Raw genomic sequence first — 26,080 nt, 5'->3', positions numbered from 1 at the left:
CTCAGCGTACAAGCGTTCGCTAGTATACTCAGGCAACGGGAAATTACACCCTCTAAGTACACAAATTATTGTCTATGGCTTCAATATTATGAAAAAAGCCCTCAATTTTGAGGGCTTTTGGTATCAATGACAACGGTGGCTGTTATTCGCCAGCCGGCGCGTCAGGGTGTTCGACTTCCATCCGGGTCACACGTTGCAGTCCCCGTGGAAGCAATGAGCCCCGTCGACCACGCTCACCGCGGAAATTATCGAGATCCGACGGCTTCAGCCCAAGCTTACGCTTACCCGCATAAATCGTGACATGTCCGCTCGCTGGCAGAACAATAAGCTGGGAAAGAAACTCTTCCCGGGCCTTGGAGCGAGCCGCCGGAATATTGATGATCTTATTCCCTTTGCCTTTACCTAACTGCGGCAAATCTTTGATCGGGAACAGCAACATCCGTCCTTCATTGGTAATGGCCAGGATTTCGTCACTGTCAATATCATTAATCGGCTGAGGGGCCATCACCTCGGCATTCTCGGGAACCGTCAACAGCGCCTTGCCACTCTTGTTCTTCGAGACCATATCGGTTGTCTTGCAGATAAAGCCGTAACCGGCGTCCGATCCCATCAGCCATAGCTGATCATCGTCCGCCATCATCACCTGGCGCATACTCGAGCCCGGTGTCAGGTTAAGACGACCGGTAATCGGCTCGCCCTGGCTTCGCGCCGATGGCAGGCTATGGGACTCCAGCGCATAGCTGCGACCGTCCGTACCGAGGAAAATCGCCGGCAGGTTACTCTTGCCGCGGGCATGGGCCAGATAGCCGTCACCGGATTTATAGCTCAGCGAGGTCGGATCCACCTCATGGCCCTTGGCATGACGGATCCAGCCTTTCTCCGACAGTACCACCGTGATGGCTTCGCTTGGCACCAGATCGCGCTCGGTCAGCGCCTTGGCCTCGGCACGTTCAACCAGCGGCGAGCGACGATCATCGCCGTATTTCTCGGCATCGGCCAGCAGCTCTTTCTTAATCAGGGTATTGAGACGACGCTCTGATCCCAGCAGCTTTTCGAGCTTCTCACGCTCTTTCGATAGCTCGTCCTGCTCGCCGCGGATCTTGATTTCTTCCAGCTTCGCCAACTGGCGCAGCTTAATTTCCAGAATCGCATCAGCCTGAATAGCGCTTAAGTCAAAGCGTGACATCAGCTCGGCTTTCGGATCATCCTCGGTACGGATGATCTCAATCACCTCGTCAATGTTGAGATACGCAGCCAGCAAACCCTCAAGGATATGCAGGCGGGCAATCACTTTATCCAAACGGAACTGGAGACGACGGCGAACCGTGTCACGACGAAACGCCAGCCACTCGGTGACAATCTGAACCAGCCCCTTCACCTGCGGACGCCCGTCAAGGCCCAGCATATTGAGGTTAACCCTGAAGCTCTTCTCCAGATCCGTAGAAGCAAACAGGTGATTCATCAGCTGTTCGCAGTCAATACGGTTTGAACGCGGAACAATCACGATACGGGTCGGGTTCTCGTGATCGGATTCATCACGCAGATCATCGACCATCGGCAGCTTCTTGGCCCGCATTTGTGCGGCAATCTGCTCAAGCAGCTTCGAGCCGGAAACCTGATGCGGCAATGCCGTGATCACGATATCACCGTTTTCCTTGTGCCAGACGGCACGCATCTTAATGCTGCCGCGACCGGTACGATAAACTTTCTTCAGATCGCTCTTAGGCGTGATGATCTCGGCTTCTGTCGGATAGTCAGGCCCCTGGACAATCGTCATCAGTTCATCCAGATCGGCTTTCGGGTTCTCGATCAGATGCACGGCCGCATTGGCCACCTCACGGGCATTATGCGGCGGGATATCCGTCGCCATACCAACGGCGATACCGGTTACCCCGTTCAACAGGATATGCGGCAAGCGGGCCGGCAGCATCTTCGGCTCTTTCATTGTACCGTCGAAGTTCGGTACCCAGTCGGCCGTTCCCTGCCCCAGTTCACCGAGTAGTACCTCGGAGAAACGTGACAGGCGCGATTCGGTATAACGCATGGCCGCGAACGATTTCGGATCATCCGGGGCACCCCAGTTCCCCTGCCCGTCCACCAGCGGGTAGCGGTAGGAGAACGGCTGCGCCATCAGTACCATGGCTTCGTAACAGGCTGAATCACCATGAGGGTGGTACTTACCCAGTACGTCACCGACAGTACGGGCCGACTTCTTGTATTTCGCCGTCGCTGACAGGCCAAGCTCTGACATTGCGTAGATAATACGGCGCTGTACAGGTTTCAGGCCATCACCAATAAACGGCAGGGCACGATCCATGATTACGTACATGGAGTAATTGAGATAAGCGTCTTCGGTAAACTTCCTCAGCGGGAGCTGTTCAACGCCGTCCATTGAGACATCAGTCATCGTTGGGTATTCCGTTCAATCATTCTTTGCTACCGCCCGCCATCAGCAGGCAGTAGCCATCATATTTTGAGAAGGTCAGGGCTTTACGGCCTAAATAACGAGGCTTACACCTCTGCCATATCGCCTTTGTCCTGCAGCCAGTAACGACGGTCTTCCGCCCGTTTCTTGCCCAGCAGCATGTCCATCATTTCATTGGTCTGCTGATCATCATCAATGGTTAGCTGAACCAGACGGCGGGTATTCGGATCCATGGTGGTTTCACGCAGCTGAAGCGGGTTCATCTCACCCAGACCTTTGAATCGCTGGACATTGATCTTGCCTCGCTTGCTGCTCAGGCGCTCGATAATGCCATCTTTTTCGGCCTCATCCAGTGCGTAGTAAACTTCTTTGGCCAGGTCAATCCGGTATAGCGGTGGCATGGCAATATAGACATGGCCTGCACGCACCAGTGCCTCGAAGTGCTTCATAAACAGCGCACACAGCAGGGTTGCAATGTGCAAACCATCGGAGTCCGCATCCGCGAGGACGCAGATTTTACCGTAGCGCAGTCCGCTCAGATCATCACTGTCAGGGTCAATACCCAGCGCGACAGAAATATCATGGACCTCTTGTGAGGCCAGTACCTGATCGGCCGAGACTTCCCAGGTATTCAGGATCTTACCACGCAACGGCATAATCGCCTGGAACATCCGGTCACGAGCCTGCTTGGCCGATCCACCCGCCGAATCCCCTTCCACCAAAAACAGTTCAGTACGGTTTAGATCCTGCTGCGAACAGTCTGCCAACTTGCCCGGTAAGGCAGGTCCGGAAGCAATTTTCTTACGAACCACTTTCTTGCTGGCACGCATACGGCGATGGGCGTTGGCAATACACACCTCAGCCAGCTGCTCGGCCAGCTGAGGACGCTCGTTCAGCCACAGGCTGAAGGCATCTTTCACCACCCCGGAAACAAACGCCGCGCACTGACGCGAGGACAGACGCTCTTTGGTCTGGCCGGCAAACTGCGGATCCTGCATTTTCACTGACAGTACGTAGGCACAACGCTCCCAGATATCATCTGCCGTCAGCTTGACACCGCGTGGCAGCATATTACGGAACTCACAGAATTCTCGCATCGCATCCAGCAGGCCTTGGCGCAGGCCGTTGACATGGGTACCACCCTGCGCTGTCGGGATCAGGTTAACGTAACTTTCGGTGATCAGCTCGCCGCCTTCCGGCAGCCACAGCAATGCCCAGTCAGCCGCTTCAGTCTGGCCGCTAAACACTCCGGTAAACGGCTCTTCCGGAAGTAAGGTGTAGCCCTTAACGCCTTCGGCAAGATAGTCCTTCAAGCCATCTTCATAGCACCAGCGCAGGGTTTCATCGGTGTTCTTATCCGTAAAGACGATCTCAAGCCCCGGGCATAAGACCGCTTTGGCTTTTAAATTGCTTTTTAAGCGGGATACCGAGAATTTCGGGCTATCAAAATATGTCGCGTTCGGCCAGAAATGTACCCGTGTTCCCTTGGCACGACGGCCGCAAGTACCTATCACCTCTAGCTCGGATACCTTGTCGCCGTTTTCGAACGCAATTTGGTACATCTGACCATCACGCTTCACGGTTACTTCGACACGTGTCGACAGGGCATTCACCACCGAAATACCAACCCCGTGCAAACCACCGGAGAACTGGTAGTTCTTGCCGGAGAACTTGCCACCGGCATGCAGCTTACAGAGGATCAGCTCAACGCCTGATACCCCTTCTTCCGGGTGGATGTCCACCGGCATACCACGGCCGTCATCAATGACCTCTAGGGACTGATCCGCATGGAGGATGACTTCAACTTTGCGGGCATGGCCGGCCAATGCTTCATCGACACTGTTATCGATAACCTCTTGACCGAGGTGGTTAGGCCTGACCGTATCGGTGTACATGCCGGGACGGCGGCGTACTGGCTCAAGGCCATTGAGAACCTCAATGGCTCCAGCGTTATAGCTTTGATCTGTCATATTACGGAAGTTTACGAGAAAATTTTTGCCACAATAGTCAGTAACCCCAGCCCGGTTGTCAAGCTGAGGTCGAGGATAATGCCCACAATTGTGAGTCCGGCTCCATCACCCGTCACTCGGCGATTACCCGCCTGGCAACGGTTTAGAGCCCTAAAAACTTAATGATTTCAGCGGGGAAACGGTCAAAACCGATAAAACTGTGATCGCCTTCAGGCTCCACGGTTTGCTTGCAGGCAGCATATTTAGCCACGGCCTGACGGTAATCGAGAACTTCATCACCTTCTTGCTGCATCAGCCAAAACAGCTCTGGTGTCGTTATTTCCGGCACATCCATCTGCTTTAGCTCTTCCATATGCCTGGCCTCAAGCAGGTAACGCTCGCCAGTATAGGGATTTTCCTGTTCCCCCAGGTAGTCTACCAGTAACTCATACGGCTTGACGGCAGGATTAACGACTACGGCCGGGAGTTGGTAGCGATGATTGAGCCAGGTTGAAATGTAGCCCCCCAGGGAGCTGCCGACTAACCCAATCTGGTGATCCTGCCGCAGTGAGCAAACAAGATCATCAATGAAACTTGCTGCCTCGGCCGGATAGCACGGCATTTGCGGGATCTCTACACGAATATCCGGACGGTGCTGACGACAATACTCCGCCATCTCCGTCGCCTTCAGTGATTTCGGAGAGCTATTAAAGCCATGGATATAAAGCAATAGCGGTTTCATCTAGTAGCCGCCTGCATCGAACTGGGGGGCAAAACACTCGCCCTGCAACCGGGAAACCGAGGTTACCACCCGGCCATCGGCCATAAGTTCAAGGTAGCGCCAGCCAGGATTAAGCTTGTCCAGCGCAAAATCGTTGGAATCAGGCTGAAACTGAATACAGGTCGACGGTGTCGCCAGTACCCGTACCCCGTGGTAGAGGCGATCCAGCTCCTGATGAATATGGCCGCACAATACAGCCTTTACCTGCTGCGGGTATTTGTCCACAACCAGCCAGAATGCATCGGCATTATGCAATTTATGCTGATCCAGCCAGGCACTGCCAGCCTCCAGCGGGTGGTGGTGCAACAATACCAGTGCATGACGCTGAGGCTGGGATGCCAGCGCCTCATCCAGCATCGCTAGCTGCGCATCGCTCAGCTCTCCGTGCGGGACACCCTGAACCTGGCTGTCTAACAGGATCACCTGCCAGTGCTCGCCAGCCAGTACCTGCTGGCAAGGCTTGATTTGCGGAGACGGCAATACCGAGGACATGCTCGGCTGATAGTCATGATTGCCCGGCAGCCAGAAACAGGGCTGCGACCAACGCGAGATACCGTCGCTGAAACGCTGGTAAGACCGTTCGCTATGGTCCTGAGAGATATCACCGGTTGCAACCACAGCATCAAACGGACGCGCAGCCGCATCAACAGCATCCATTACGGCATGAAAGCTGTCCTTGGTCGCGACACCCAGCAGGCTACCTGCCTCATTGGCAAATAGATGGGTATCGGTAATTTGGAGGAGAACCACACTGTCTGGGTTCGTCTGAGGCAGAGAATACATCTGCAAAACGTCAAAAACCTTGTTTATCTAATACTGTTAACAAACCGATTGTTTGCTGATCCCATTTTTCAGGCAATAGGCCAGCCAGTCACCCAAAAAGCGGTTCACTTGATGCTTTTCATCTTTCTGGTGCATCCGCAAATTTGGGTAATCATACCTCGGCTTAAGCCGAGAAATCTGCTGAGCGGAACACACTTCTGCCACTCTGGCATCGTGGTATAACCGCACTGTCAGTCGGGGGATCAGATAATCCGGAAGCTCCCCGTCAGCACGCTGCCACAGCTCGATCACTGTGGTATAGCGGGTCGACTCCGTGATTCGCAACTGGTACTCGTGCTCGAAAACCTTATATACGCATTCGTCTCCCACCGTGTCTGTTTTTGGCAGTAATGGGAGCAGCTTCGCATAGTTGGTTTCATACAAACGCATGATTCCTGCAAAATCAACGGTATATCTTTTATTCAATCGGTGTCCTTAAACCAATGGACTGGTTATTGAGCCTGAGCCTGTAATCTTAAATAGTTTAGCTGCAACCATTGTAGCGCAATGATTGAGGCTGCATTCTCAATTTTACCAGATTCAATCCACTGGTATGCTTCCTGTCGAGAGACCACATGCACCCGAATGTCTTCCCCTTCATGGGCCAGGCCATGAATCCCCTTGGCCTTGGTGCTATCAACACGGCCGACAAAGACATCAAGCATTTCGGAACAACCACCGGAACTCGACAGATAGCGGGTAATTTTTTCCAGCTGGGTCACTGTCACGCCAGCTTCCTCTACGGCCTCGCGACTCACCACATTCTCGGCGGTCTCGTTCGGCTCGATAATGCCGGCCACAATTTCCAGCTGCCAGGGCGAGCAATCTGCCGCCATAGCGCCGACTCGAAACTGTTCGACCAACACAACATTATCTTCAACTGGATCATAAGGTAACAAAGCAGCGGCATGACCACGCTCGAACAACTCCCGTTCAAGCGGCTCGCTCCAGCCTCCGGCAAAAAGTTTATGGCGAAAACGATATTTCACCATGCTGAAATATCCCTGATACAGCGTCTCCGTCGACAAAACTTCAACATCATCTTTGCTATAAACATCCGGCGCAGAGCCTGAAGGCAACTCGTTACTCATTATGTTTTCTCCCTTTGCTCTATATCTTTTCATTCAAAATGGCTGGCAGCAATGATTTAATTCAACATTTATGACAAATATTATGATTTTATTTAAGTCCAATTTTGTAGTTGGATAGATTACAATCACATATGATTAAGTAAACAGCGTAAAACTAAGTAAAAATGAACAATGATCAGTTTCAGGCAAGGTTTCTTCGGATAGACTGATTGCTTTGATCTCTTTTTTTTGTCAGGACCAGGAAAGGCATCCATGAAAAAATTGCTTCCGCTTATTATTAGCGTTGCGCTTGGCAGTTTCAGCCAGGCAGCACTGGCTGATGATTTAGCCGATATCTACCAACAAGCCAAACAAAATGATCCTCAGCTGCTTCGTGCTGCAGCCGATAAAGACGCAGCATTTGAAGCGATTAATTCATCCCGTAGTGCACTGTTGCCTCAAATTGACCTAGCAGCAGGCTACAACGTATCACGCATGGACGGTGATACCGATGGCTTCAATGGTGGCCTGACGCTAAGCCAGTCACTTTATAATCGCTCCAGTTGGGTAAGCCTAGACATCACAGAGAAACAGGCTCGTCAGCGAGACGCCGCATACGCGACCACTCAGCAAGCGTTGATCCTGCGTGTTTCCGATGCTTACTTTGCAGTATTGCGCGCCATGGATGACCTTGAGTTTGTCCGCGCCGAAAAAGCCGCGGTCGGTCGTCAGCTTGAGCAGACCAAACAGCGCTTCGAAGTTGGCCTGTCGGCAATCACCGATGTGCACGATGCCCAGGCTCAGTACGATAGCGTACTGGCCGATGAGATCCTGAAAGAAAATGAGCTGACCAACAGCTATGAGGGGCTGCGTGAAATCACCGGCCAGGAGCATACCGATCTGAGCATCCTGGATACCGGTCGCTTCTCGGCCAGCCGCCCGCAAGGCAAGGTACTTGAGCTGATTAAAGATGCCGAAACCGAAAACCTCAGCTTGCTGACCTCGCGCATTTCACAAGACATCGCCCGCGATCAGATTTCACTTGCTGAATCCGGTCACTTGCCGACTCTGTCGTTCGATGCCGGTTACAGCTATGACGACAAGCTCCCAACCACCGATGACGGTACGCTAAATGCCGGCATCAACCTGAAACTGCCGCTCTACACCGGTGGCCGCGTGACCTCTGAAGTCAAGCAGGCGCAGTTCTCCTACGTCTCTTCCAGCGAACAGCTAGAAGAAGATTACCGCAGTGTAGTCAAGGATGTCCGCGCCTTCTACAACAACATCAACGCCTCTATCGGCGCCCTTCGTGCTTACCAGCAGTCAGTGATTTCTGCCAAGTCTGCACTTGAAGCGACCGAAGCCGGTTTTGATGTCGGTACCCGTACTATCGTTGACGTACTGGATGCAACCCGCCGTCTGTACGATGCCAACCGTCAGCTTGCCAATGCTCGCTATGACTACATCCTGAACCAGCTAAGACTGAAACAGGCTGTCGGCTCCCTCAACGAGCAAGACGTTGTGGACGTCAATACCGGCCTGATGGCAGCCAAATAACCGGCTCAATCATAGGTATAAACCCCATTAAAAAAGCGCCATCCTCGGATGGCGCTTTTTGTTATCTATAAGATGCTGTACTTTGCCAAGTTCGAGCAATGTTATGGCGACAGCCCTATTACCCGCGACCGCCACGGATAGCTTCGATGATTTCTGTCGTTGAACAGCCATCCTCAAAATTCAGTACCCTTACCTCGCCACCCGCGGCAACCACTTCCTTACCACCGGCAATCTCTTCCGGCTTGTAGTCACCACCTTTAACCAACAGGCTTGGCAGGATTTCACTGATCAGACGCTGCGGCGTTTCTTCGCTAAACGGCACCACCCAGTCAACGGCACCAAGCCCGGCCAATACAGCCATACGACGATCTTCAGGGTTAACCGGTCGGCCCGGTCCTTTCAGAGTCTGTACCGAGCTATCCGAGTTAACCGCCACAATCAGGCGATCGCCCAGTTTTGCCGCTTCATTCAGATAGGCAACATGGCCGGCGTGCAGAATATCAAAACAACCATTGGTCATGACAACTTTCTCGCCACGTGCTCTGGCTGCCTTAACGGCCTGCTTAAGCTGGGCTTCGGCAATCACACCAAAACCACTGTCCTGGCTACCATGAATAGCCTCGGTCAGCTCAATGGTTGACAACGTCGAGGTACCCAGCTTGGCAACGACCACACCGGCAGCCGCATTGGCCAGCTTACAGGCATCCGACAGTGATTTGCCCGCTGCCAGCGATGCCGCCAATACCGAGATCACCGTATCACCGGCACCGGTAACGTCATAGACTTCCTGCGCCAGTGTCGGCATATGCAGAGGTTCCTGACCTTTTTGCAGCAACGTCATACCGTGCTCGCTGCGCGTGACCAGCAGCGCCTCAAGCTCAAATCGCTCAATCAGGCCAAAGCCTCTTTCAACCAGCTCATCGTCGGTATTGACCTTGCCTACCACAGCTTCAAATTCTGAAAGGTTCGGTGTCAGCAAGGTAGCACCGCGGTAGCGCTCAAAATCGGTCCCTTTCGGATCGACCATCACAGGCACGCCAGCCTTGCGGGCCATTTGAACCATTGCCTGGACATGCTCCAGTGCGCCTTTGGCATAGTCAGACAGGATCATCGCTTTGACATTTGGCAGCGACTGCTCCAGGCGCGGCAGGATCATATCAGCCGCAACATCATGGAACCCTTCTTCAAAGTCGAGGCGGATCAGCTGCTGGCCACGGCTCATTACCCGGAGCTTGGTAATAGTCGGGTAATCCGGCAGGGAGACAAAATCACAGCGAACATCCAACGACGACAGTTTTTCGTTCAGCGCTTTCGCCGGCTCATCTATCCCCGTCAGGCCAACCAGGCGAGCATGACCTCCCAAGGCTGCAATATTCATTGCCACGTTAGCCGCGCCGCCCGGGCGCTCTTCGATCTGATCGACCTTAACAACAGGCACAGGCGCTTCAGGCGAGATACGCCCGGTTGGTCCATACCAATAACGGTCTAGCATGACATCACCAACAACCAAAACACCTGCTTGATCATAATCAGGAAGAGTCAGTTTCATTATTATCTCCGGGGTAGAAAAACTGAGAAGAAAAAACCGAGAAATACTATCACAAAGCCTCGGGGCTGTTTACCTTTCATCGCCTTTACTGTTGAAGGCACTGTTGCCAAACCTGCTGTACCACCTCACGCTCGGCAACAAATTGATCGTCAGGCACATACGCCGACAGGCCCAACAAATTGAGACGGTGAATTTCATCACGCATATGGCAATAGGCCAGCTTAAGCGCCTGTACATCCTGAATACTGAGGATCTCGCACTCGGCCATCGTATCGAAAATACGAACGTTATCAGACCAGCGGGTCAGGGCCCGCTCGCCGCTGGCATGCTGTAAGACCAGATACTGGGCAATAAATTCAATATCCGTGATCCCGCCTTCATCTTGCTTGAGGCCAAACATCCCGGCTTTCTTACTGCCAAGATGCTCACGCATTTTATGGCGCATCTCCACCACTTGCTGCTGTAAGGCCGCCGTTTCGCGAGGTTGCATCAAAATAGCCTGCCGTACCTTGGCAAAAGCCTGCTGCAGCGGGCTGTCACCATACACCATACGCGCCCTCACCAGTGCCTGATGCTCCCAGGTCCAGGCTTCCTGCTGCTGATATTCGGCAAAAGCCTCCATGGTGCTGACCAGCAGCCCGGATGCACCGGACGGGCGCAGACGTACATCGACCTCGTACAGCACACCGGAAGAGGTTCGGGTTGAGAACAGGTGGACGATCCGCTGTGCCAGCCTGAGGTAGAACTGGCGGCCGTCAATTTCCTTTTTACCGGTGGTATAGACATTGGCCGGACAGTCATGGAGAAACACCAGATCCAGATCAGAGCCATATCCCAGCTCCCAGCCGCCGACCTTGCCGTATCCCAACACGCCAAAGCCCTTGCCGTCACGCTCCTGCAGGTGGGAAGGCTCACCATACTTCTCGACCATCTGAAGCCAGGCCTGGTTGACCACCGCCCCGATAATCGCCTCGGCCAGGTAAGTGAGGTGATCGCTGACTTTCATCAGCGGCAGTGCGCCGGCTATATCGGCGGCGGCAATCCGCAACAGCTGCGCCTGCTTAAACTGACGAATAGCCTCCATCTGCTGTTCCATATCCTCTTCCGGGATCCGGGCCAGGTACTCGTACAGCTCATACTGATACTGATCCAGCGGTGTCGGATTATAGAGGTGCTGGGGATCCAGCAGCTCGTCGAGCAAAATAGGGTATTGCGTCAGCTGCTCAGCGACCATAGGGCTGGCCGCACACAGGCGGACCAGCTGATCCAGTGCGGCCGGGTGCTCGCTTAATAGCTCAAGATACGTCGTCCGGGTTGCCACCCGGACAATCAGTTTGGTCACCCGGGCCAGAACCTGCGCAGCATCCGGGCGAGGCACAATGCGCGCCAAGACCTCCGGCATCAGTTTTGCCAGTACCTCCCGGCCGCGAGGACCCAGAGTACGCTTGGACAATTCAGCTTTCATTCCCAATAGCGTACTGGCCTGACTGGCGCCGTCAGAGGCCGCCAGCTCGTCAAGAATGCTGAGCACGACCTCCTCATTTTTCACCATGGCCCACATTTCATGGTATTGGGCATCGGCAGCAGAGTGGACCTCTTCTTCCTCGGACCCGATAATGTTCTCGAAGACCTGATGAATCGCGCCCATATGACTGTCGACTGCCGCCTGCAGCGCGTCCCAGTCATCATACCCCATCGCAAAGGCCAGACGGTGCCGGTCCAGCACTTTGTCCGGCAAGGTCTGAGTTTGCTTGTCGTCGATCGCCTGCAGCAAGTTTTCCAGCCGGCGCAAGAAGCTATATCCCTGTTCAAGGTCGGCAACCTGCTCTTGCGGCAACAAGGCCAGCTGCTTCATTGCCGCAAGAGTTTCAAGCAGCCCGCGATGGCGCAGGCTGGGCTCGCGTCCGCCGCGGATCAACTGAAACGACTGAGCAATAAACTCAACTTCACGGATCCCGCCCGCTCCCAGCTTAATATTGTTGCTCAGGCCACGGCGGCGGACCTCGCTGCTGATCATCGATTTCATACGTCGCAACGACTGGATGGCACTGAAGTCGATATAGCGACGGAACACGAAAGGCCGTAACATCTGGCGCAATTCCTGATACTGGCTGAAGCTTTCTCGTCCCATCACCCGCGCTTTGATCATCGCATAGCGCTCCCAGTCCCGCCCTTGCTCCTGGTAATAATCTTCGAGTGCCGCATAACTCATCACTAGCGGGCCGCTGTCCCCAAACGGACGCAACCGCATATCGACCCGGTAGCAGAAACCGTCAAATGTCTGCTGATCCAGTGCCTTGATCAATCGCTGTCCCAGGCGGGTAAAAAACTGGGCATTGGCCAGACTACGCCGTCCGCCTTCGGTTTCGCCGTTTTCCGGATAGGTAAAGATCAGATCAATATCCGAGGAAAAGTTCAGCTCGCCACCACCGAGCTTGCCCATGCCGAGGATCAGCATTGGCTGCGCCTCTCCCTGAGCATTCATCGGGGTGCCCCACTCCTTGCAGCATTGGGCATACAGCCAGTAATAGGCTTCCATAATCAGGGCTTCAGCCAGCTGCGACAGGTGATCAAGGCTCTGGCTCAGAGATGCCTTGCCGGTGAAATCGCGCCAGGCAATCCATACCATCTCCTGGCGGCGAAAGGCACGCAGCAAACGCATCAGGCTGTTCTCATCGGTCGCTGAAGCCAGCTTGTCAGCCAGAAGCTGGCGATACTGGCTGGCGTGCTCTGTATCATCAACATGATCTGCCAGCCAGGGCAGCAGCTGGCCATCCCGTACGAGCGATGCGGTAACAAAATCACTGCAACCAAGCACCTGCCGCAGCTCCGGCAAGCGCTCCACGGGCCACTGGGCCAGCGGCTCAGAATGAGCACTCTGAATTTTTTCGATGGCTTTGTCGGCGGCGGTGATCAACGGAGCAGGCTGGTTCATCTCGATTCCTTAATTCAATTCCCTGGCAAAGCGGATTAAATGCTTATTAGCAATAACATAACACAACGCCCGCTAGTTAGCGGGCGTTGTCAGTTACCTGGCTCACGTTCCGGAAACGTGGCAGCCGTTTACAAGTGGTCGTCAGACATGAAAGGCCTGGATTTTGCCTTCCAGCTCTGTCGCATGGTTCTGCATCGTCTCCGAAGTTTCCGTCAGCTCGGTGACTACCACCACAGAGGCTTCCACCAGCTCGCGAACATTGGTCAGGTTCTGGCTCATTTCATCGGCCACCGCACTCTGCTGCTCGGCAGCGGATGCAATCTGGAAGTTCATATCATTGATACGCTGGACCTGGTCAACGATCTTGTCCAGCTCGCCCCCGGCGTTGGTTACAAGATCCACCCCTTCTGCGGCTTCCACCACACTCTGCTCCATCAGGCCAACAGCCTGTTGGGCACTATTTTGCAGCAGCGAGATCATTTCCTGGATCTCGACCGTGGCCTGCTGGGTACGCTGGGCCAGATTACGCACTTCGTCGGCAACAACGGCAAAACCTCGGCCGGCATCACCGGCACGCGCCGCCTCGATAGCTGCATTCAGTGCCAGCAAGTTAGTCTGCTCGGAGATACTCTGGATAGTGACAATCACGCTGCCAATTTGCTCGACACGCTCCTCAACCTGGTTCACCGCATTCGCCGACTGGCTGATATCCTGCGACAGCTGGTTGATAGTGCCGATAGTCTGCGAAACGAACTGCTGCCCCTGAGTCGCCTGCTCTGAGGTTCCTTCGGTGGCATTCGACGCTTCGCGGGCATGATCAGCCACGGTCTGGACCGTCGAGGTCATCTCGCTCATCGCCGAGGCCAGCTGGTCAACTTCGCTGAACTCTTCCTGCGCCGATTCCTTGGTCTCCATCATGCTGATCGACATGACTTCGGCAAGACCCGACAGCTCGGCAGCCGCGTCACGCTGGTTGTGGATCACATCCTTCAGCTGTATCCGGGTTTTTTCCAGCTCGCGGGCCAAGTCGCCGTACTCATCGCGGCAATCCATCTCAATCGGCTGAGACAGATTACGCGCAGCGAGCAGCTGAATGTTGTCCGCAAGATAGCGGGTCTGGCGCAGCATAGTGCTAGAGCCGCCGAGCAGAATCACCACAAAGGACACAATCATCAGTGCAGTCTGCCAGGCAACCTGTACCAGGTAATCGTTGTAATACGCTTCGGCCTCGGACGCCGACTGTGATGCAACAACCAGCCAGTTCCACTCTGGCAGCTCGACGGCATACTCAAAGCGCTCCTGGTTACTCAGTACCAGGCTGCCCGCCCCTGAAAACTGACTCAGAAAGCCAGACAGGCTATTGCCGTTTTCCATTGAGGCCGTCAGCCCGTTGATTGTTTTAGCCTCGGGATGCCCGAGAAGCTTGCCGTTGTCGCGCTCGACAAGGTAGAGGTACGCTCCGTGGTCCCAGCTACTCGACTGAGCGGCTATCGCCTGTTCTGCCAGGGCTTTTCCTGCCTCGCCCTGAGCCAAAAACGTTGTCAGCATCGCCGCATTCGCTTCCGCCAGCTCCTGAGAGCGGTCCTGCTGAATGCTGACTACCGACTGATAAAAAGTGTTTGCATCCCATAACTGCTTTCCGATCAGCAAAACGGTACTGAATACCATTAACAGCACCAGCTTCGGCACGAGCCGAATATTGGTCAGTCCCTTTTCCCAGGGTTTGAAAACCATCTTTGCCATTTGGAATCTCCATTTAATTTTTATGCTAGCCCCGGAAATAATGACGACTTCCGTGAGGAGGCTATTGCTCCAATGCCTGCCATCACTTCGAGCAATAAATCCCGGCCAAACTGCCCACCCCGCAGTCGGCTATGATTTATTTTTATGCTCAAAACAATAACTGATATTCTATAGGTCGGCAGGCAATTGCGGAAATTAAATGATGAAAAAGATCGACGCGGTCAAACATGAACTCAATCCGATGAGCCTGATGGCACTGGTCCTCTCGTTCATATCGCTTGCGATTGTGACCAGCTTAATATTTATTCCGCAAACCGACAGGGTTTACACACTATTTGTGGGCGTTGACTCGTTCATCTGCCTATTGTTCTGGTGTCAGTTATTGACGGATCTCGTGCGCAGCAATCACAAAGTGCACTACCTCAAACACCACTGGCCCGACTTTATTGCCAGCATTCCGGTTATCGAGGCACTCCGCTTTGCCCGTATCGTCCAGATCTTCCGTGTCATCCGGCTGCTAAGATCCAGCCATCATATTTTCAACCATATTCGCAGTAATCGTCGCGAGGCCACGGTTGCCACCATTTTCCTGCTCCTGACCATCCTGGTCACGGTCGGCTCGGCAATGATACTAATGCTGGAAGGCAATGATCCCGAATCCAACATCCATTCTGCCGGCGATGCACTCTGGTGGGTATTTGTTACTATCTCGACGGTAGGCTACGGCGATCATTTCCCGGTCACCACACTCGGGAAAATTCTTGCAGCCGTTATCATTCTCTGCGGGGTTGGCTTGTTCGGTATGGTGGCAGGGTTGGTCAGCTCGCTGATTTCCGATCCTGAAAAACAACAGCAAAAGGATGCCGCCCGGCATGAAGAGGAATGGCAGCAAATGCTGGCCAGCCAGCAACTGCTGCTAAAGCGTATCGATGATCTGGAACAGCGGCTCGATGCCAAAAGCGATCAGCGCGAAAGACGTACCATATAACAACGCCCCGCAATTGCGAGGCGTTTGAACGTCAGTAGCCAATCAGCTTTACGGCCAGTATGGTGCCAGCTCGATCCCTATCTGACGGGTCTGATCCATGGCATGAAGCAGTGACTCTTCCTTACGCGAAAGCCATTTTTCGATTTGGCAGCGATCGTCGTCATCCTGCTGATCCAGCAACAACCTGATTGGCTCCATCTGCTGCAAATCTTCCATACCACGCAACAAGTCCAGCCACGGCATTCTGAAACCGGCACGCTTCTCTTCGTCGTACAACTCGGCGAAGCACAGGCCGCTCAACAGATTACGGTTCAGGCGCGGCTGTTGATCAAGATAGTCAATACGGTTCAGCTGGCGCTCAGCCGGAAACACATCAGCCAGCTCTTCCCACGAGCGGTTCAGCACATTATCGGCAAACGGCTTGATATCACCGGCCAGGCGCTCACGCGACTTGTCATCAAGAAACGGCTGCCAGCCGCGGCTCAAAATCCAGCGACTGAGATCAAGCAGCAGGCCACAGTAGCGGGATGACTCCAGCAACTGCATCATTTCTTCGACTTCAGGCAACGTCTGCTGCCTTGCCTGTAGCTGCTTCATCAGTACCTTGCGCGCATTGAGCTTCTTCAGGACATGGCCTTTGTCGGCCAGCAACTGTTCAATACTGGCAAACTCGCCCAGCCAGTCAAGCTCGCCTTCCAGCCACTGCAGTTCCTGGCGTACCAAGGCACTGGCGCGGCGCGGGATCATTCCACCGAAGATCACCAGTGTCTGACGGATCAGGGTCAACGCCTGATGGATCTGATACAGAGCAGGCAATTCCTGGCGTTCAGCGAAAATTTGTTCGTGGTAGTGCCAGTGTCCGAGCGCATGCTCGAGGATATTAACAAAGACCGACTCAACATTCTGGCCACTCCGGACAGGGACAAACGGCAGCGCCGTGACCTGATCCCCCTGGTAACCGGCAGCAAGGCGATAGCCTCGCGCCGCCTTGCTCAGGTTGCCAAGGCGCATTCCGCCCTCGGCACACAATTCACGGGCCAGGGTAAACAACGCATCCGTCTGACCGGATTTCAGCTCCAGCTCGACCTCGCAAATCGGCGTGGTCTGCCCTTCGGCGCTGACTTCACCCTGATCAAAGGCCAGTTCAACCTGGCTGCCGTCTGGCATGGCAACCAGCCATTGCTGGCGTTCGAAATCGGTTGAGAATAACGGGGCTAGCTGCTGCTGGACGTCAGCAACATTAACACTCTCCGGCCAGGCATCAACAGGATGCAGGGAGAGATCAGGATCGGTACCATTGATTTCAGCATTGTATTCCGGACGCTGGTGCAGTCCTGCGACCACCCGTCCTGCTGTTTTCAAGGTTTGAACAAATACATCATCAAAACGACGGACCCGCAGGCCGATATCGTGCTGGCGAAGAATTTGGTCTGGGGTGTCGAAGTAGACATTGCCTAGCATTCGACTACTTTGCTGCAGTATTTTCGCTTCAGATATTTTGCGTAATAATTGACTCGAAAATTCTGGTGAGACGAAAAACTTCAGTTCTATCTCGGTTTCCATAGTTATACCTATAAACAGTGGCAAACCAAGGATATTTGCAATTGCCTTCCGGGGCAAGCATGAAATATCGACAAAACCTTGATCAAAAGTGGTTCCCCTATACTAACTTATAAGTTAACATGCGCGCCTCTGTGACCATCGCTCAAGAATTAGCCTCTTTAGGCGCTCTTTAGGTTGATCGGCTATGCCAGTAAATACAATTATGGGGCTCTTTGCTAAATCCCCAATCAAACCGCTGCAACGTCATGTTACTCGTGTAAATGAGTGTTGCGAATTGCTTGTTCCTTTTTTCGAGGCATGTCATGCCGGAGATTGGGAAAAAGCATCGAACTTACGTGAACAGATCTCGCAACTTGAGAAAGATGCGGATGTGTTGAAGCGTGAGATCCGCCTGAAACTTCCTCGTGGTCTTTTCATGCCTGTCGATCGTACCGACATGCTAGGCCTCCTTACCCAACAGGATAAGCTTGCTAACCTGTCCAAAGATATCGCTGGTCGTGTCTTGGGTCGTCAGCTGCAAATTCCTGCCGAAATGTACCCGGATTTCGTTGCCTATGTTCAACGTTGCCTCGATGCAGCAAATCAAGCCAACCGTGTTATTAACGAGCTGGATGAATTGCTGGAAACAGGCTTCAAGGGCAGAGAGGTGACGCTGGTTGCTGAAATGATTAATCAGCTTGATGTCATCGAAGATGATACCGACACCTTGCAGATCCAATTACGTCAACAACTGATGTCCATCGAAGACCAACACAGTCCGGTGGATGTGATGTTCCTGTACAAAATTCTCGAGTGGGTTGGCGGTATCGCTGACCAGGCACAACGTGTCGGCTCGCGACTAGAAATCATGCTATCGCGTTCATAAGCGAGAGAATGTAACAAAAACAAGGTTTTACAATGGAAATCCTGGCTAACTACGGCACCATGATTATCATGGTGGCGGCTATCTTTGGTCTTTTGATGGCGATTGGTATTGGTGCAAATGATGTTGCCAATGCTATGGGTACTTCAGTAGGGTCAAAAGCGCTAACGGTAAAACAAGCAATTATCATCGCGATGATTTTTGAGTTTGCCGGTGCATACCTTGCAGGTGGTGAAGTAACAGACACCATCCGTAAAGGTGTTGTCGATATGTCATTTTTTGCCGATCAACCAGAAGTACTGGTTTACGGCATGATGTCTGCACTTCTTGCAGCTGGTACATGGCTTCTGCTCGCGTCTTATATGGGCTGGCCTGTATCTACAACACACTCAATTATCGGTGCTATTATCGGTTTTGCCTGTGTGTCTGCAGGGACTGAGTCTGTATCCTGGTCTTCGGTGCAAGGTATCGTCGGTAGCTGGCTTATCACCCCTCTGATCTCTGGCTTCTTTGCCTATGTGATCTTTATCAGTGCCCAACGTTTAATCTTTGATACTGATAACCCGCTGGTGAATGCCAAGCGTTTCGTACCTGTTTATATGTTTATCACAGCGATGGTCATTGCGTTGGTAACAATCAAGAAAGGTCTGAAACACGTCGGCTTGCACCTTACGGGTGGTGAAGCATGGATGGCCGCAGTAGCTGTTTCTACTGTTGTTATGATTTTCGGCTATATCTACATCAGCAAGAAATACACTGATGATGGTAGCTCTGTTGATAGCAATGGCTATGCCGGTGTTGAACGCGTATTTAGCCTGCTAATGGTGGTTACCGCCTGTGCAATGGCATTTGCCCACGGCTCTAATGACGTTGCCAATGCAATTGGCCCACTGTCTGCTGTTGTTTCTACGGTTGAGCATATGGGCGAACTTGCTGCGAAAAGTACGATCGCATGGTGGATCCTACCGCTGGGCGGTGTCGGTATCGTCATTGGTCTGGCAACGATGGGCCACAAAGTAATGGCGACAGTCGGTACCGGTATTACGGAACTGACACCTAGCCGTGGCTTTGCCGCTCAGTTGGCTACTGCATCAACGGTTGTATTGGCATCGGGTACAGGCCTGCCTATCTCAACAACTCAAACCTTGGTTGGTGGTGTGATCGGCGTTGCCTTTGCACGTGGTATTGCCGCCCTAAACCTGGGTGTGGTCCGTAACATTGTGGCTTCATGGGTTGTTACCCTTCCTGCCGGGGCATTGCTTGCTGTCATCTTCTTCTACGCGATGCAAGCATTCTTTGGCTAAAAGTGGTACAGGTTCAAAAGAGGGAGGCTTTGCCTCCCTCTTTTCTTGCACCCGAAGGACAAAGTTTTTAGTATTTGTGCTCTTAAAGAATACAGGCTCCTCAAGGATCATATTGTGAAGCATCTAATCAGCATCTTATTACTCGCTTGCGCCGCGGCAACCCTGCCGGCGAAAGCTGAACAGATTCGTTACATTTCTGACGACCTGTTTACCTATATGCACCGCGGCCCTAGTACACAGTTCCGTATTATGGGCAGTGTCAATGCAGGCACCAAAGTCACCTTGCTCGAAGTCAACAAGGAAAATGGCTTTAGCAAAATTACCGACAGCCGCGGCCGTACCGGCTGGGTGAACTCTGATTTAATTTCTCGTCAGGTTGGCCTGAAAGAACGTCTGCCTGCGCTTGAAAAAGAGCTGACAGAAGTAAAAGCGGCGTTGGCGGATGCCCAGATGTCCGGTGATGAAAAGACCAAGAGCCTGCAAAACTCGCTGCAAATGCGCACCGAGCAAATTACCGAGCTGGAATCGCAAAACAGCCAGCTAAACGAGCAGCTGATGACCTCACAGACTGAAATTCGTGAGCTGCGCGCCAAGATTGATACCCAGAAAGATGACCTGCTGATGAAGTGGTTCACCTACGGCGGTATGGTCGCCGGAGCTGGCCTGCTATTTGGCCTGATCCTGCCGCACCTGATCCCGCGCCGTCGCAAGCGTAACAACGGCTGGGCATAAGCACTGAATCAATAACATACGAAGAAAATGGCAGCCTCTGGCTGCCATTTTTATCTCCGGTACTCCCTTTTACCACTCCGACAGAGCTGGCATTTCGATCAGGTAGGATTCGAAGTCAAATACGACCTGTCTCGGCTCTATCCGACGCAGCACCACCCCCGGTGCAATCTCGTCCCCCTCGAAGGCCTCGCGGCCATTCACCTTGACCCAGCGGCTGTTGGCAACCGACGAGTAAATATGGGTTTCAAAATTCAGCGGCGGAATGCGGTTTTGTACCGAAGCCGGCAACTCGCCAAGTGCCACGGCCTCAATAACGGGCGCTGCAATTTCCTCCGGCTCGGGCGGAATATCAACCGGCAAGTTATCCGTCGCGGCAATCGCAGACTTCAACTGCTGCGCAAGCTGCGGTGATAGCTCCGAATAATCGAGCCCGTCCAGCCCCCATTCCGCTTCTCTAGGCTCAGAGGAGATAATCTTTGGTTCCTCGACGTTGCCTCCCGCCCGTCCTGAACTCAGCGGTACAGCAAGCGTCTGGTTGGCCAACTGGCGATTTAGCGACGGTAACGGCTCGGTTCGCAGCTCAGGGTATGGCAAGAAACGGATTTGCGATTCTCCCTCACCCAGTATCTGTGGCAGATGGCTAGGCTCAGTTGCTGCCGGCAAGACAGGTTCCGCTCTTACAACCTGCGGCTCGGTCACGACAACCGGTGTGGATGCTGTAGCCACAGCCTCCGCGCTTCTGGTTTCCCGAAGAGGCATAACAGCGACCGAAGAGGAGGAGTGGGTGTAGTGCATGTATGCCAGCGTTGCCGCAACCGGTGTTAGCACCAGCACGGCAGGCAACAGCCATGACGGCACACGGCGGGCTCCCGCCGCTTGGCGGACAGGCCTGTTCGCCAACGAAGGCTGCAGCTGATTTTGCTGATCAGACTGGGCAATAGCATTGAGCAAATTGGACATTAACTTCTCTCCGGTTGCAGCGTCGGTCCCGGCAAGTTCAACGCCGAATCAATGACCATAAGGGTTCGGGGCCCGGCAATGCCGTCCGCACTCAGATCCTGAGCCCGCTGAAAGCGGCGAAGCTTATCCAGCAGCACCTGATCAAACCGATCGTCCCGGGTGATTTTCTCGCCCAGCAACAAGCTCAGTTGCTGATTCAGCCACACAACCCGCGGCCCCTGCTGGCCATAGCGAATCGTGGTCTTGTCTCCCAGAGGAGGCCGCCACAACAAGGTGTATTCTTGCTGCCAACGCTGCTCTAGCCAGTCATAGCTTACCGCAATGCGCTCTTCGCCCAATAGCAACTCGACACTGTCCTGACCCAGGGCATATACCACGGCATAGAAGAGCGGCTTTCCGGCTTCCTGCAACGGCACGATAACAGGCCTATTGATAATACTGAGCTGCTCCAGGCTGATCTTACCCTGATGACAGCTCAGCTCGACTCGCTGACTGGTTTCGCAGTTCGCCTGGTTGAGATGCGTTTCGTAGCCCCACAGACGATATAAGGTTTGCATCGCCTTGCGCTCTGAGCGGCTCTGCTCCATCAACTGCTGCCATTTGGCGGCCAGGTCGAGCACCACCGGTTCCGGCTTAGCCACTTGAACCTGAGGGGCAACAGCCACTGCGGCAGGCTCTGGCTGAGCAACTGATGGTTGGGCTTCTGATACTGCAGGGGCAACAGCCACCGGTGATACCAGAGATTGTCCTTGCCAATACCACAGACCGGCAGAGAGCACCCCGCCAAGTATCAGGGCACCTCCCCAGGTAGCAACCCGGCTGCCACTGCCGCCGGTATTCACTTTCATCCTGTCAGCCGTTGGCAACTGCCAGCTCAGCACCTCCTCACAGGCCTGGCTGACTATCGCCTTGTTAACCTGATGCGTTGCCTGCTGGCAGGCAAGTAGCATGGCTTTGTCGCACACCAGGTTGATCAGGCGCGGAATACCGTTTGTTGCCTTGGCGATCTGGCGCGTCATCGCCGGATCAAACACGGCATACAGGCAATCAACAGCTCTCAGGCGATAGTTAATGTATTCATCCACTTCTTCCGCCGTCAGCGGCAACAGGTGGTAACGAGAGGTGATCCGCTGCGCCAGCTGGCGCAGTCGCTCCTGTTGCAGCAACTGTTGCAGCTCTGGCTGACCGACCAGCACCACTTTCAACAGTTTGCGGCTGTCTGTCTCCAGGTTGGTCAACAAGCGGAGCTGCTCGAGAACATCCGGCATCAGGTGCTGCGCCTCGTCGACCAGCAGCAGGGTTTGCTTGCCCTCGCTATGGTTGGCCAGCAAATGCTGGTATATCCGATCAGTCAGAACCTTGTAGCTGGCATCGTCCGGATAGCAGACGCCGAGCTCGTCGCAAATAGTGGCCAGCAAGTCATGGGCTGATAATGCCGGGTTCAGGATTATCGCAACCTGGGTTTCCTGGGGCAGACGAGCCACCAGTGCCCGCAATACGGTGGTTTTTCCGGTTCCCACTTCACCCGTCAGCAGCCCAAATCCCCCGCCCCCGGATAAGCTGGCCAACATATGGGTTAACGCTTCTCTGTGGCGCTCGCTGAGATAAAGGAAGCGAGCGCTGGGTACAATTGAAAAGGGGGACTCACCGATCCCGAAGAAATCCTTGTACATGCCTGATACTCTTGTTCCAGATTAGAATAATACTAGTTCTGATGATTAAATTACCTTTGCTACTCAAGATTGTATACCCTGATACCGTGATGAAGCGATCTATGATGCAAAGGATATCAGTACGATATCCCAAATTTGCTGTTGTTATACAAAAGGAGTGAAACTTGCAGACCTACCTTGTGGGTGGCGCCGTTCGTGATGCGCTGCTGGGATTGCCAGTAAAAGACAAAGACTGGGTCGTGGTTGGGGCGACGCCTCAGCAGATGCTCGATCTGGGCTATAGCCAGGTCGGCAGTGACTTTCCGGTCTTCCTCCATCCGAAGACCAAACAAGAATTTGCCCTCGCCCGCACTGAACGAAAATCGGGCATGGGGTATACCGGCTTCATTTGCCACTCCGCACCGGACGTTACGCTTGAACAGGATTTGATGCGACGGGATCTCACCGTCAATGCTATCGCCCAGGCTGATGACGGCTCGCTGGTTGACCCCTACAACGGTCAGCAGGATTTGCTCGACAAGCAGCTGCGCCATGTCTCCCCCGCATTTGTCGAAGATCCGCTGCGGGTACTCCGGGTCGCCCGCTTTGCCGCCCGCTTTGCCCACCTGGGCTTTACGGTGGCCCCGGAGACGCTAGCCCTGATGCAGGATATGGTCGTGGCCGGCGAGCTTGCCGCCCTGACTCCCGAGCGGGTCTGGAAAGAGTGGGAAAAGTCCCTATCGTCTGAAAACCCGGAGGTATTTCTCAAGGTGCTGCGCCAGTGCGGCGCGCTTGGTGTCATCATGCCTGAAATCGACGCCCTGTTTGGCGTACCGCAACCCGAGCAATGGCACCCGGAAGTCGACACCGGCCTCCACACCCTATTAGTTGCCGAGCAAGCCGCCAAGCTCAGTACGGATACCGCAGTTCGCTTTGCCGCCCAGGTACATGATCTCGGCAAGGCCCTGACCCCAGCCGAAGAATGGCCAAGCCACAAAATGCACTGTCAGACTGGTCTGGGGGCTATCAAAACGCTCTGCCAGCGACTCCGGATCCCCAATGAGTACCGTGACACAGCACTGATGGTCTGCGCCCAGCACACCAAGGTGCATCATGCCAATGAACTGCGACCTGGCACTTTTATCAAGATCTTCGACCAGGTCGACGCCTGGCGTAAGCCAGAACGGATCAGGCAACTGGCCCTGTGCTGCCGCGCCGATGTTCGCGGACGAACAGGCCATGAAGATGATCCCTACCGTCAGGCCGATATTCTGCAGGCTGTTTTTGTCGCCGCCCAAAACGTTGCCGTCAAACCTATCATCGAGGCGGGCTTTACCGGCAAGGCCATCAAGGAGCAGCTGGCAATGCATCGCGCCGATGCAGTAAAAGCGTGTTTGGCCAGCGACGACTAAAACTGCAACCTGCCAGCTCAATACGATCAAAAAAGCCCGACATCACGTCGGGCTTTCTCATTGGTATCAAATGCTGCGGCTGCTAATTCAAGGCTTACGCTTACTGGCTCAGCAGAAAGGCAATCAGTCCAGCGCCCAGCAGCAGACGGTAAATCACGAACGGCAGCATACCGAGGCGAGTCACCAGCTTAAGGAATACGTGGATACACGCATAGGCACTGACAAACGAGACTGCCAGGCCAATGCCCAGCGCTCCAAATTCAATCGCCTGGCCACTGGTCACCAGCTTGGTGCCAAGGTAGCCGCCCGCCAGCAAAATAATCGGAATCGACATCAGGAACGAAAAGCGCGCGGCGGCCTCGCGGGTAAACCCAAGGTGAAGTGCCGCCGTCATGGTCGCCCCCGAGCGAGAGGTACCCGGGATCATCGCTGCCGCCTGTGCCAGACCGATAAACAGCGAGCGCTTCCAGTCAGCCTGATATTCGTTGTCCTGCTGGGTTGCCCGGACATCGACCCACCATAACAGCAGACCAAAAAAGATAGTCGTCGCCGCAATGACCCAGGCCGAGCGCAAATAAAGCTCGATAATGTCTTTCATGAACAGGCCGAAAAGACAGGCAGGGATCGTCGCAAGAACGATCATCCAGGCCAGCTTGGCTTCGGCGCAGCGCCTGCCCTGAAAAATAGAGCCGATCCAGGCCCCGAGCAATGCAACAACTTCCTTGCGAAAATACAGAATGACTGCCGCCAGCGTGCCGACATGTACCGCGACATCAAAAGCCAGCCCCTGATCGTCCCAGCCAAACACCTCGGAAGGCAAAATAAGGTGGGCCGAGCTCGAAATCGGCAAAAACTCGGTCAGCCCCTGGATAAGTGCCAACACAAAGGCTTCAAAATGACTCATCATTTATCCTTCAACATGCAATCCGCTCTACAGGCCAGAGGGCCTGAGAGGGTTCAAAAGAATGCCATAGCTGGGCAATGGTCCGACCGTCACCGGGAATAACCAGCTCCGGACACAGCTCCATCATAGGCCGTAAAACAAAGGCAAACTTATACAAGTCAGACCGAGGCAGCATCGGAGCCTCGGTCTGTACCACGTCACCAAACAGCAAGATATCCAGATCCAGGGTCCGGCTCTGGTTTTTCCGGGCATCGGGTGCCCGTCCGTACTGCAGCTCTAGCTGCTTCAGGATCTGCTGCAGCCTATCAAGCGGCAATGGCGTATTGATAGCAGCAACGCAGTTGTAAAAGTTCGGCCCGCAGAAACCAACAGGCTCGGCTTCAAAAATTTGTGAGACCCGAAAGTCAGTGCCCAGTTTTTTCAGTTCGGTAATAGCGACACGAATATGGTATTCGCGGTCGATGTTAGACCCAAGACTGATGTAAGCGGTGATCACTTGCTGCCTCGTTCAATCAGCACCCCGACTCCACTGGCGTTGGCCACTGCCCCCGGCTTGGTGACCCGAACCCGGATCCACGGCACGGAAAATTTCGTCATGATCAGGCCGGCAACTTCCTCGGCCACACGCTCGACCAGCAAAAAGCGGCCGCCCTGAATATGTTCGGTCACCGCCTCACTAACCGCGGCGTAGTCCAGGGCATAGACCACATCATCACTCTCGGCCGCAGGGCGGTTGTCGTGCGCCATTTCCAGGTCAAGCACAAGCTTCTGCTTAATAGTCTGTTCCCAGTCATACACCCCAATAGTGGCGATAACCTCAAGATGTTCGATAAATACTGAATCCATGTTCAATCGCTAATTTTGTTAGAGGT

At 53.9% G+C, this 26,080-nt stretch carries 21 protein-coding genes; 6 read left to right on the top strand and 15 right to left on the bottom strand.

Annotated features, from left to right (window positions below):
* Positions 1-142: 142 nt before the first annotated feature.
* The 6 genes from parC to nudF form a co-directional block, all read right to left on the bottom strand.
* Complete coding sequence (gene parC / locus EIZ48_RS12950) at positions 143-2,407, bottom strand: DNA topoisomerase IV subunit A (protein ID WP_160651989.1); 2,265 nt, start codon at positions 2,405-2,407, stop codon at positions 143-145.
* A gap of 104 nt (positions 2,408-2,511) precedes the next feature.
* Entirely contained in the window at positions 2,512-4,395 is a 1,884-nt protein-coding gene (parE, locus tag EIZ48_RS12945; protein WP_160651986.1) for a DNA topoisomerase IV subunit B, read from the bottom strand.
* 142 nt (positions 4,396-4,537) lie between these two features.
* On the bottom strand, positions 4,538-5,116 hold the full coding sequence (gene yqiA, locus EIZ48_RS12940) for an esterase YqiA (RefSeq protein WP_160651984.1): 579 nt from the start codon (positions 5,114-5,116) through the stop codon (positions 4,538-4,540).
* Positions 5,117-5,944, bottom strand: coding sequence for a 3',5'-cyclic-AMP phosphodiesterase (cpdA, locus tag EIZ48_RS12935; protein WP_160651982.1), 828 nt, complete (start codon positions 5,942-5,944; stop codon positions 5,117-5,119).
* Between the two features lie 30 nt (positions 5,945-5,974).
* A complete protein-coding gene (locus EIZ48_RS12930; protein WP_075767074.1) occupies positions 5,975-6,403 on the bottom strand; it encodes a DUF1249 family protein in 429 nt (142 codons plus the stop codon).
* A gap of 26 nt (positions 6,404-6,429) precedes the next feature.
* Complete coding sequence (gene nudF / locus EIZ48_RS12925; protein WP_160651980.1) at positions 6,430-7,068, bottom strand: ADP-ribose diphosphatase; 639 nt, start codon at positions 7,066-7,068, stop codon at positions 6,430-6,432.
* A 252-nt stretch (positions 7,069-7,320) separates the two neighbouring features.
* Here nudF and tolC point away from each other — a divergent pair, with 252 nt between their 5' ends.
* On the top strand, positions 7,321-8,604 hold the full coding sequence (gene tolC, locus EIZ48_RS12920) for an outer membrane channel protein TolC (RefSeq protein ID WP_160651977.1): 1,284 nt from the start codon (positions 7,321-7,323) through the stop codon (positions 8,602-8,604).
* 118 nt (positions 8,605-8,722) lie between these two features.
* Here tolC and hldE read toward each other — a convergent pair whose 3' ends face one another.
* From hldE to EIZ48_RS12905, 3 genes are all read right to left on the bottom strand, one after another.
* Complete coding sequence (gene hldE, locus EIZ48_RS12915; protein WP_075763565.1) at positions 8,723-10,153, bottom strand: bifunctional D-glycero-beta-D-manno-heptose-7-phosphate kinase/D-glycero-beta-D-manno-heptose 1-phosphate adenylyltransferase HldE; 1,431 nt, start codon at positions 10,151-10,153, stop codon at positions 8,723-8,725.
* An 85-nt stretch (positions 10,154-10,238) separates the two neighbouring features.
* On the bottom strand, positions 10,239-13,088 hold the full coding sequence (glnE, locus tag EIZ48_RS12910; RefSeq protein ID WP_160651974.1) for a bifunctional [glutamate--ammonia ligase]-adenylyl-L-tyrosine phosphorylase/[glutamate--ammonia-ligase] adenylyltransferase: 2,850 nt from the start codon (positions 13,086-13,088) through the stop codon (positions 10,239-10,241).
* Positions 13,089-13,229: 141 nt separating this feature from the next.
* The gene (locus tag EIZ48_RS12905; RefSeq protein WP_160651971.1) at positions 13,230-14,831 is read right to left on the bottom strand and encodes a methyl-accepting chemotaxis protein; all 1,602 of its coding nucleotides are present in this window, start codon (positions 14,829-14,831) and stop codon (positions 13,230-13,232) included.
* 202 nt (positions 14,832-15,033) lie between these two features.
* Here EIZ48_RS12905 and EIZ48_RS12900 point away from each other — a divergent pair, with 202 nt between their 5' ends.
* Entirely contained in the window at positions 15,034-15,819 is a 786-nt protein-coding gene (locus tag EIZ48_RS12900) for a potassium channel family protein (RefSeq protein ID WP_160652080.1), read from the top strand.
* Positions 15,820-15,867: 48 nt separating this feature from the next.
* On the opposite strand, the gene EIZ48_RS12895 is transcribed toward EIZ48_RS12900, so the two are convergent.
* Positions 15,868-17,382 carry a CYTH and CHAD domain-containing protein gene (locus tag EIZ48_RS12895; protein WP_160651969.1) on the bottom strand — a complete coding sequence of 505 codons (1,515 nt, stop codon included), beginning with the start codon at positions 17,380-17,382 and terminating at the stop codon, positions 15,868-15,870.
* Positions 17,383-17,566: 184 nt separating this feature from the next.
* Here EIZ48_RS12895 and EIZ48_RS12890 point away from each other — a divergent pair, with 184 nt between their 5' ends.
* The 3 genes from EIZ48_RS12890 to EIZ48_RS12880 all read left to right on the top strand — a co-directional run bounded on the left by EIZ48_RS12890 (position 17,567) and on the right by EIZ48_RS12880 (position 20,280).
* Positions 17,567-18,247, top strand: a complete 681-nt coding sequence (locus EIZ48_RS12890) for a TIGR00153 family protein (protein WP_075763561.1) — start codon at positions 17,567-17,569, stop codon at positions 18,245-18,247.
* Positions 18,248-18,279: 32 nt separating this feature from the next.
* Entirely contained in the window at positions 18,280-19,548 is a 1,269-nt protein-coding gene (locus EIZ48_RS12885; protein ID WP_160651966.1) for an inorganic phosphate transporter, read from the top strand.
* A 114-nt stretch (positions 19,549-19,662) separates the two neighbouring features.
* On the top strand, positions 19,663-20,280 hold the full coding sequence (locus EIZ48_RS12880) for a TIGR04211 family SH3 domain-containing protein (RefSeq protein ID WP_160651963.1): 618 nt from the start codon (positions 19,663-19,665) through the stop codon (positions 20,278-20,280).
* Positions 20,281-20,349: 69 nt separating this feature from the next.
* On the opposite strand, the gene EIZ48_RS12875 is transcribed toward EIZ48_RS12880, so the two are convergent.
* On the bottom strand, positions 20,350-21,240 hold the full coding sequence (locus EIZ48_RS12875) for a general secretion pathway protein GspB (RefSeq protein WP_160651960.1): 891 nt from the start codon (positions 21,238-21,240) through the stop codon (positions 20,350-20,352).
* On the bottom strand, positions 21,240-22,913 hold the full coding sequence (locus EIZ48_RS12870; RefSeq protein WP_160651957.1) for an ExeA family protein: 1,674 nt from the start codon (positions 22,911-22,913) through the stop codon (positions 21,240-21,242). The genes EIZ48_RS12875 and EIZ48_RS12870 overlap by 1 nt, the downstream gene beginning before the upstream one ends.
* Before the next feature lie 164 nt (positions 22,914-23,077).
* Here EIZ48_RS12870 and EIZ48_RS12865 point away from each other — a divergent pair, with 164 nt between their 5' ends.
* Positions 23,078-24,304, top strand: a complete 1,227-nt coding sequence (locus EIZ48_RS12865) for a multifunctional CCA addition/repair protein (RefSeq protein ID WP_160651954.1) — start codon at positions 23,078-23,080, stop codon at positions 24,302-24,304.
* A 100-nt stretch (positions 24,305-24,404) separates the two neighbouring features.
* Here EIZ48_RS12865 and EIZ48_RS12860 read toward each other — a convergent pair whose 3' ends face one another.
* From EIZ48_RS12860 to folB, 3 genes are read right to left on the bottom strand one after another with little or no spacing between them, the layout of a single operon-like run.
* On the bottom strand, positions 24,405-25,208 hold the full coding sequence (locus tag EIZ48_RS12860; RefSeq protein ID WP_160651952.1) for an undecaprenyl-diphosphate phosphatase: 804 nt from the start codon (positions 25,206-25,208) through the stop codon (positions 24,405-24,407).
* 10 nt (positions 25,209-25,218) lie between these two features.
* Positions 25,219-25,704: a 2-amino-4-hydroxy-6-hydroxymethyldihydropteridine diphosphokinase gene (gene folK / locus EIZ48_RS12855; protein WP_160651950.1), complete on the bottom strand. Its 486-nt coding sequence runs from the start codon at positions 25,702-25,704 to the stop codon at positions 25,219-25,221.
* The gene (folB, locus tag EIZ48_RS12850; RefSeq protein ID WP_160651947.1) at positions 25,701-26,054 is read right to left on the bottom strand and encodes a dihydroneopterin aldolase; all 354 of its coding nucleotides are present in this window, start codon (positions 26,052-26,054) and stop codon (positions 25,701-25,703) included. Before folB ends, folK begins: the two co-directional genes overlap by 4 nt.
* Between the last annotated feature and the right edge of the window lie 26 nt (positions 26,055-26,080).

This window comes from Photobacterium alginatilyticum, assembly GCF_009910675.1.
GTDB classification, from domain to species: Bacteria; Pseudomonadota; Gammaproteobacteria; order Enterobacterales; family Vibrionaceae; genus Photobacterium; species Photobacterium alginatilyticum.
This window is presented reverse-complemented; position numbering and strand designations above follow the sequence as displayed.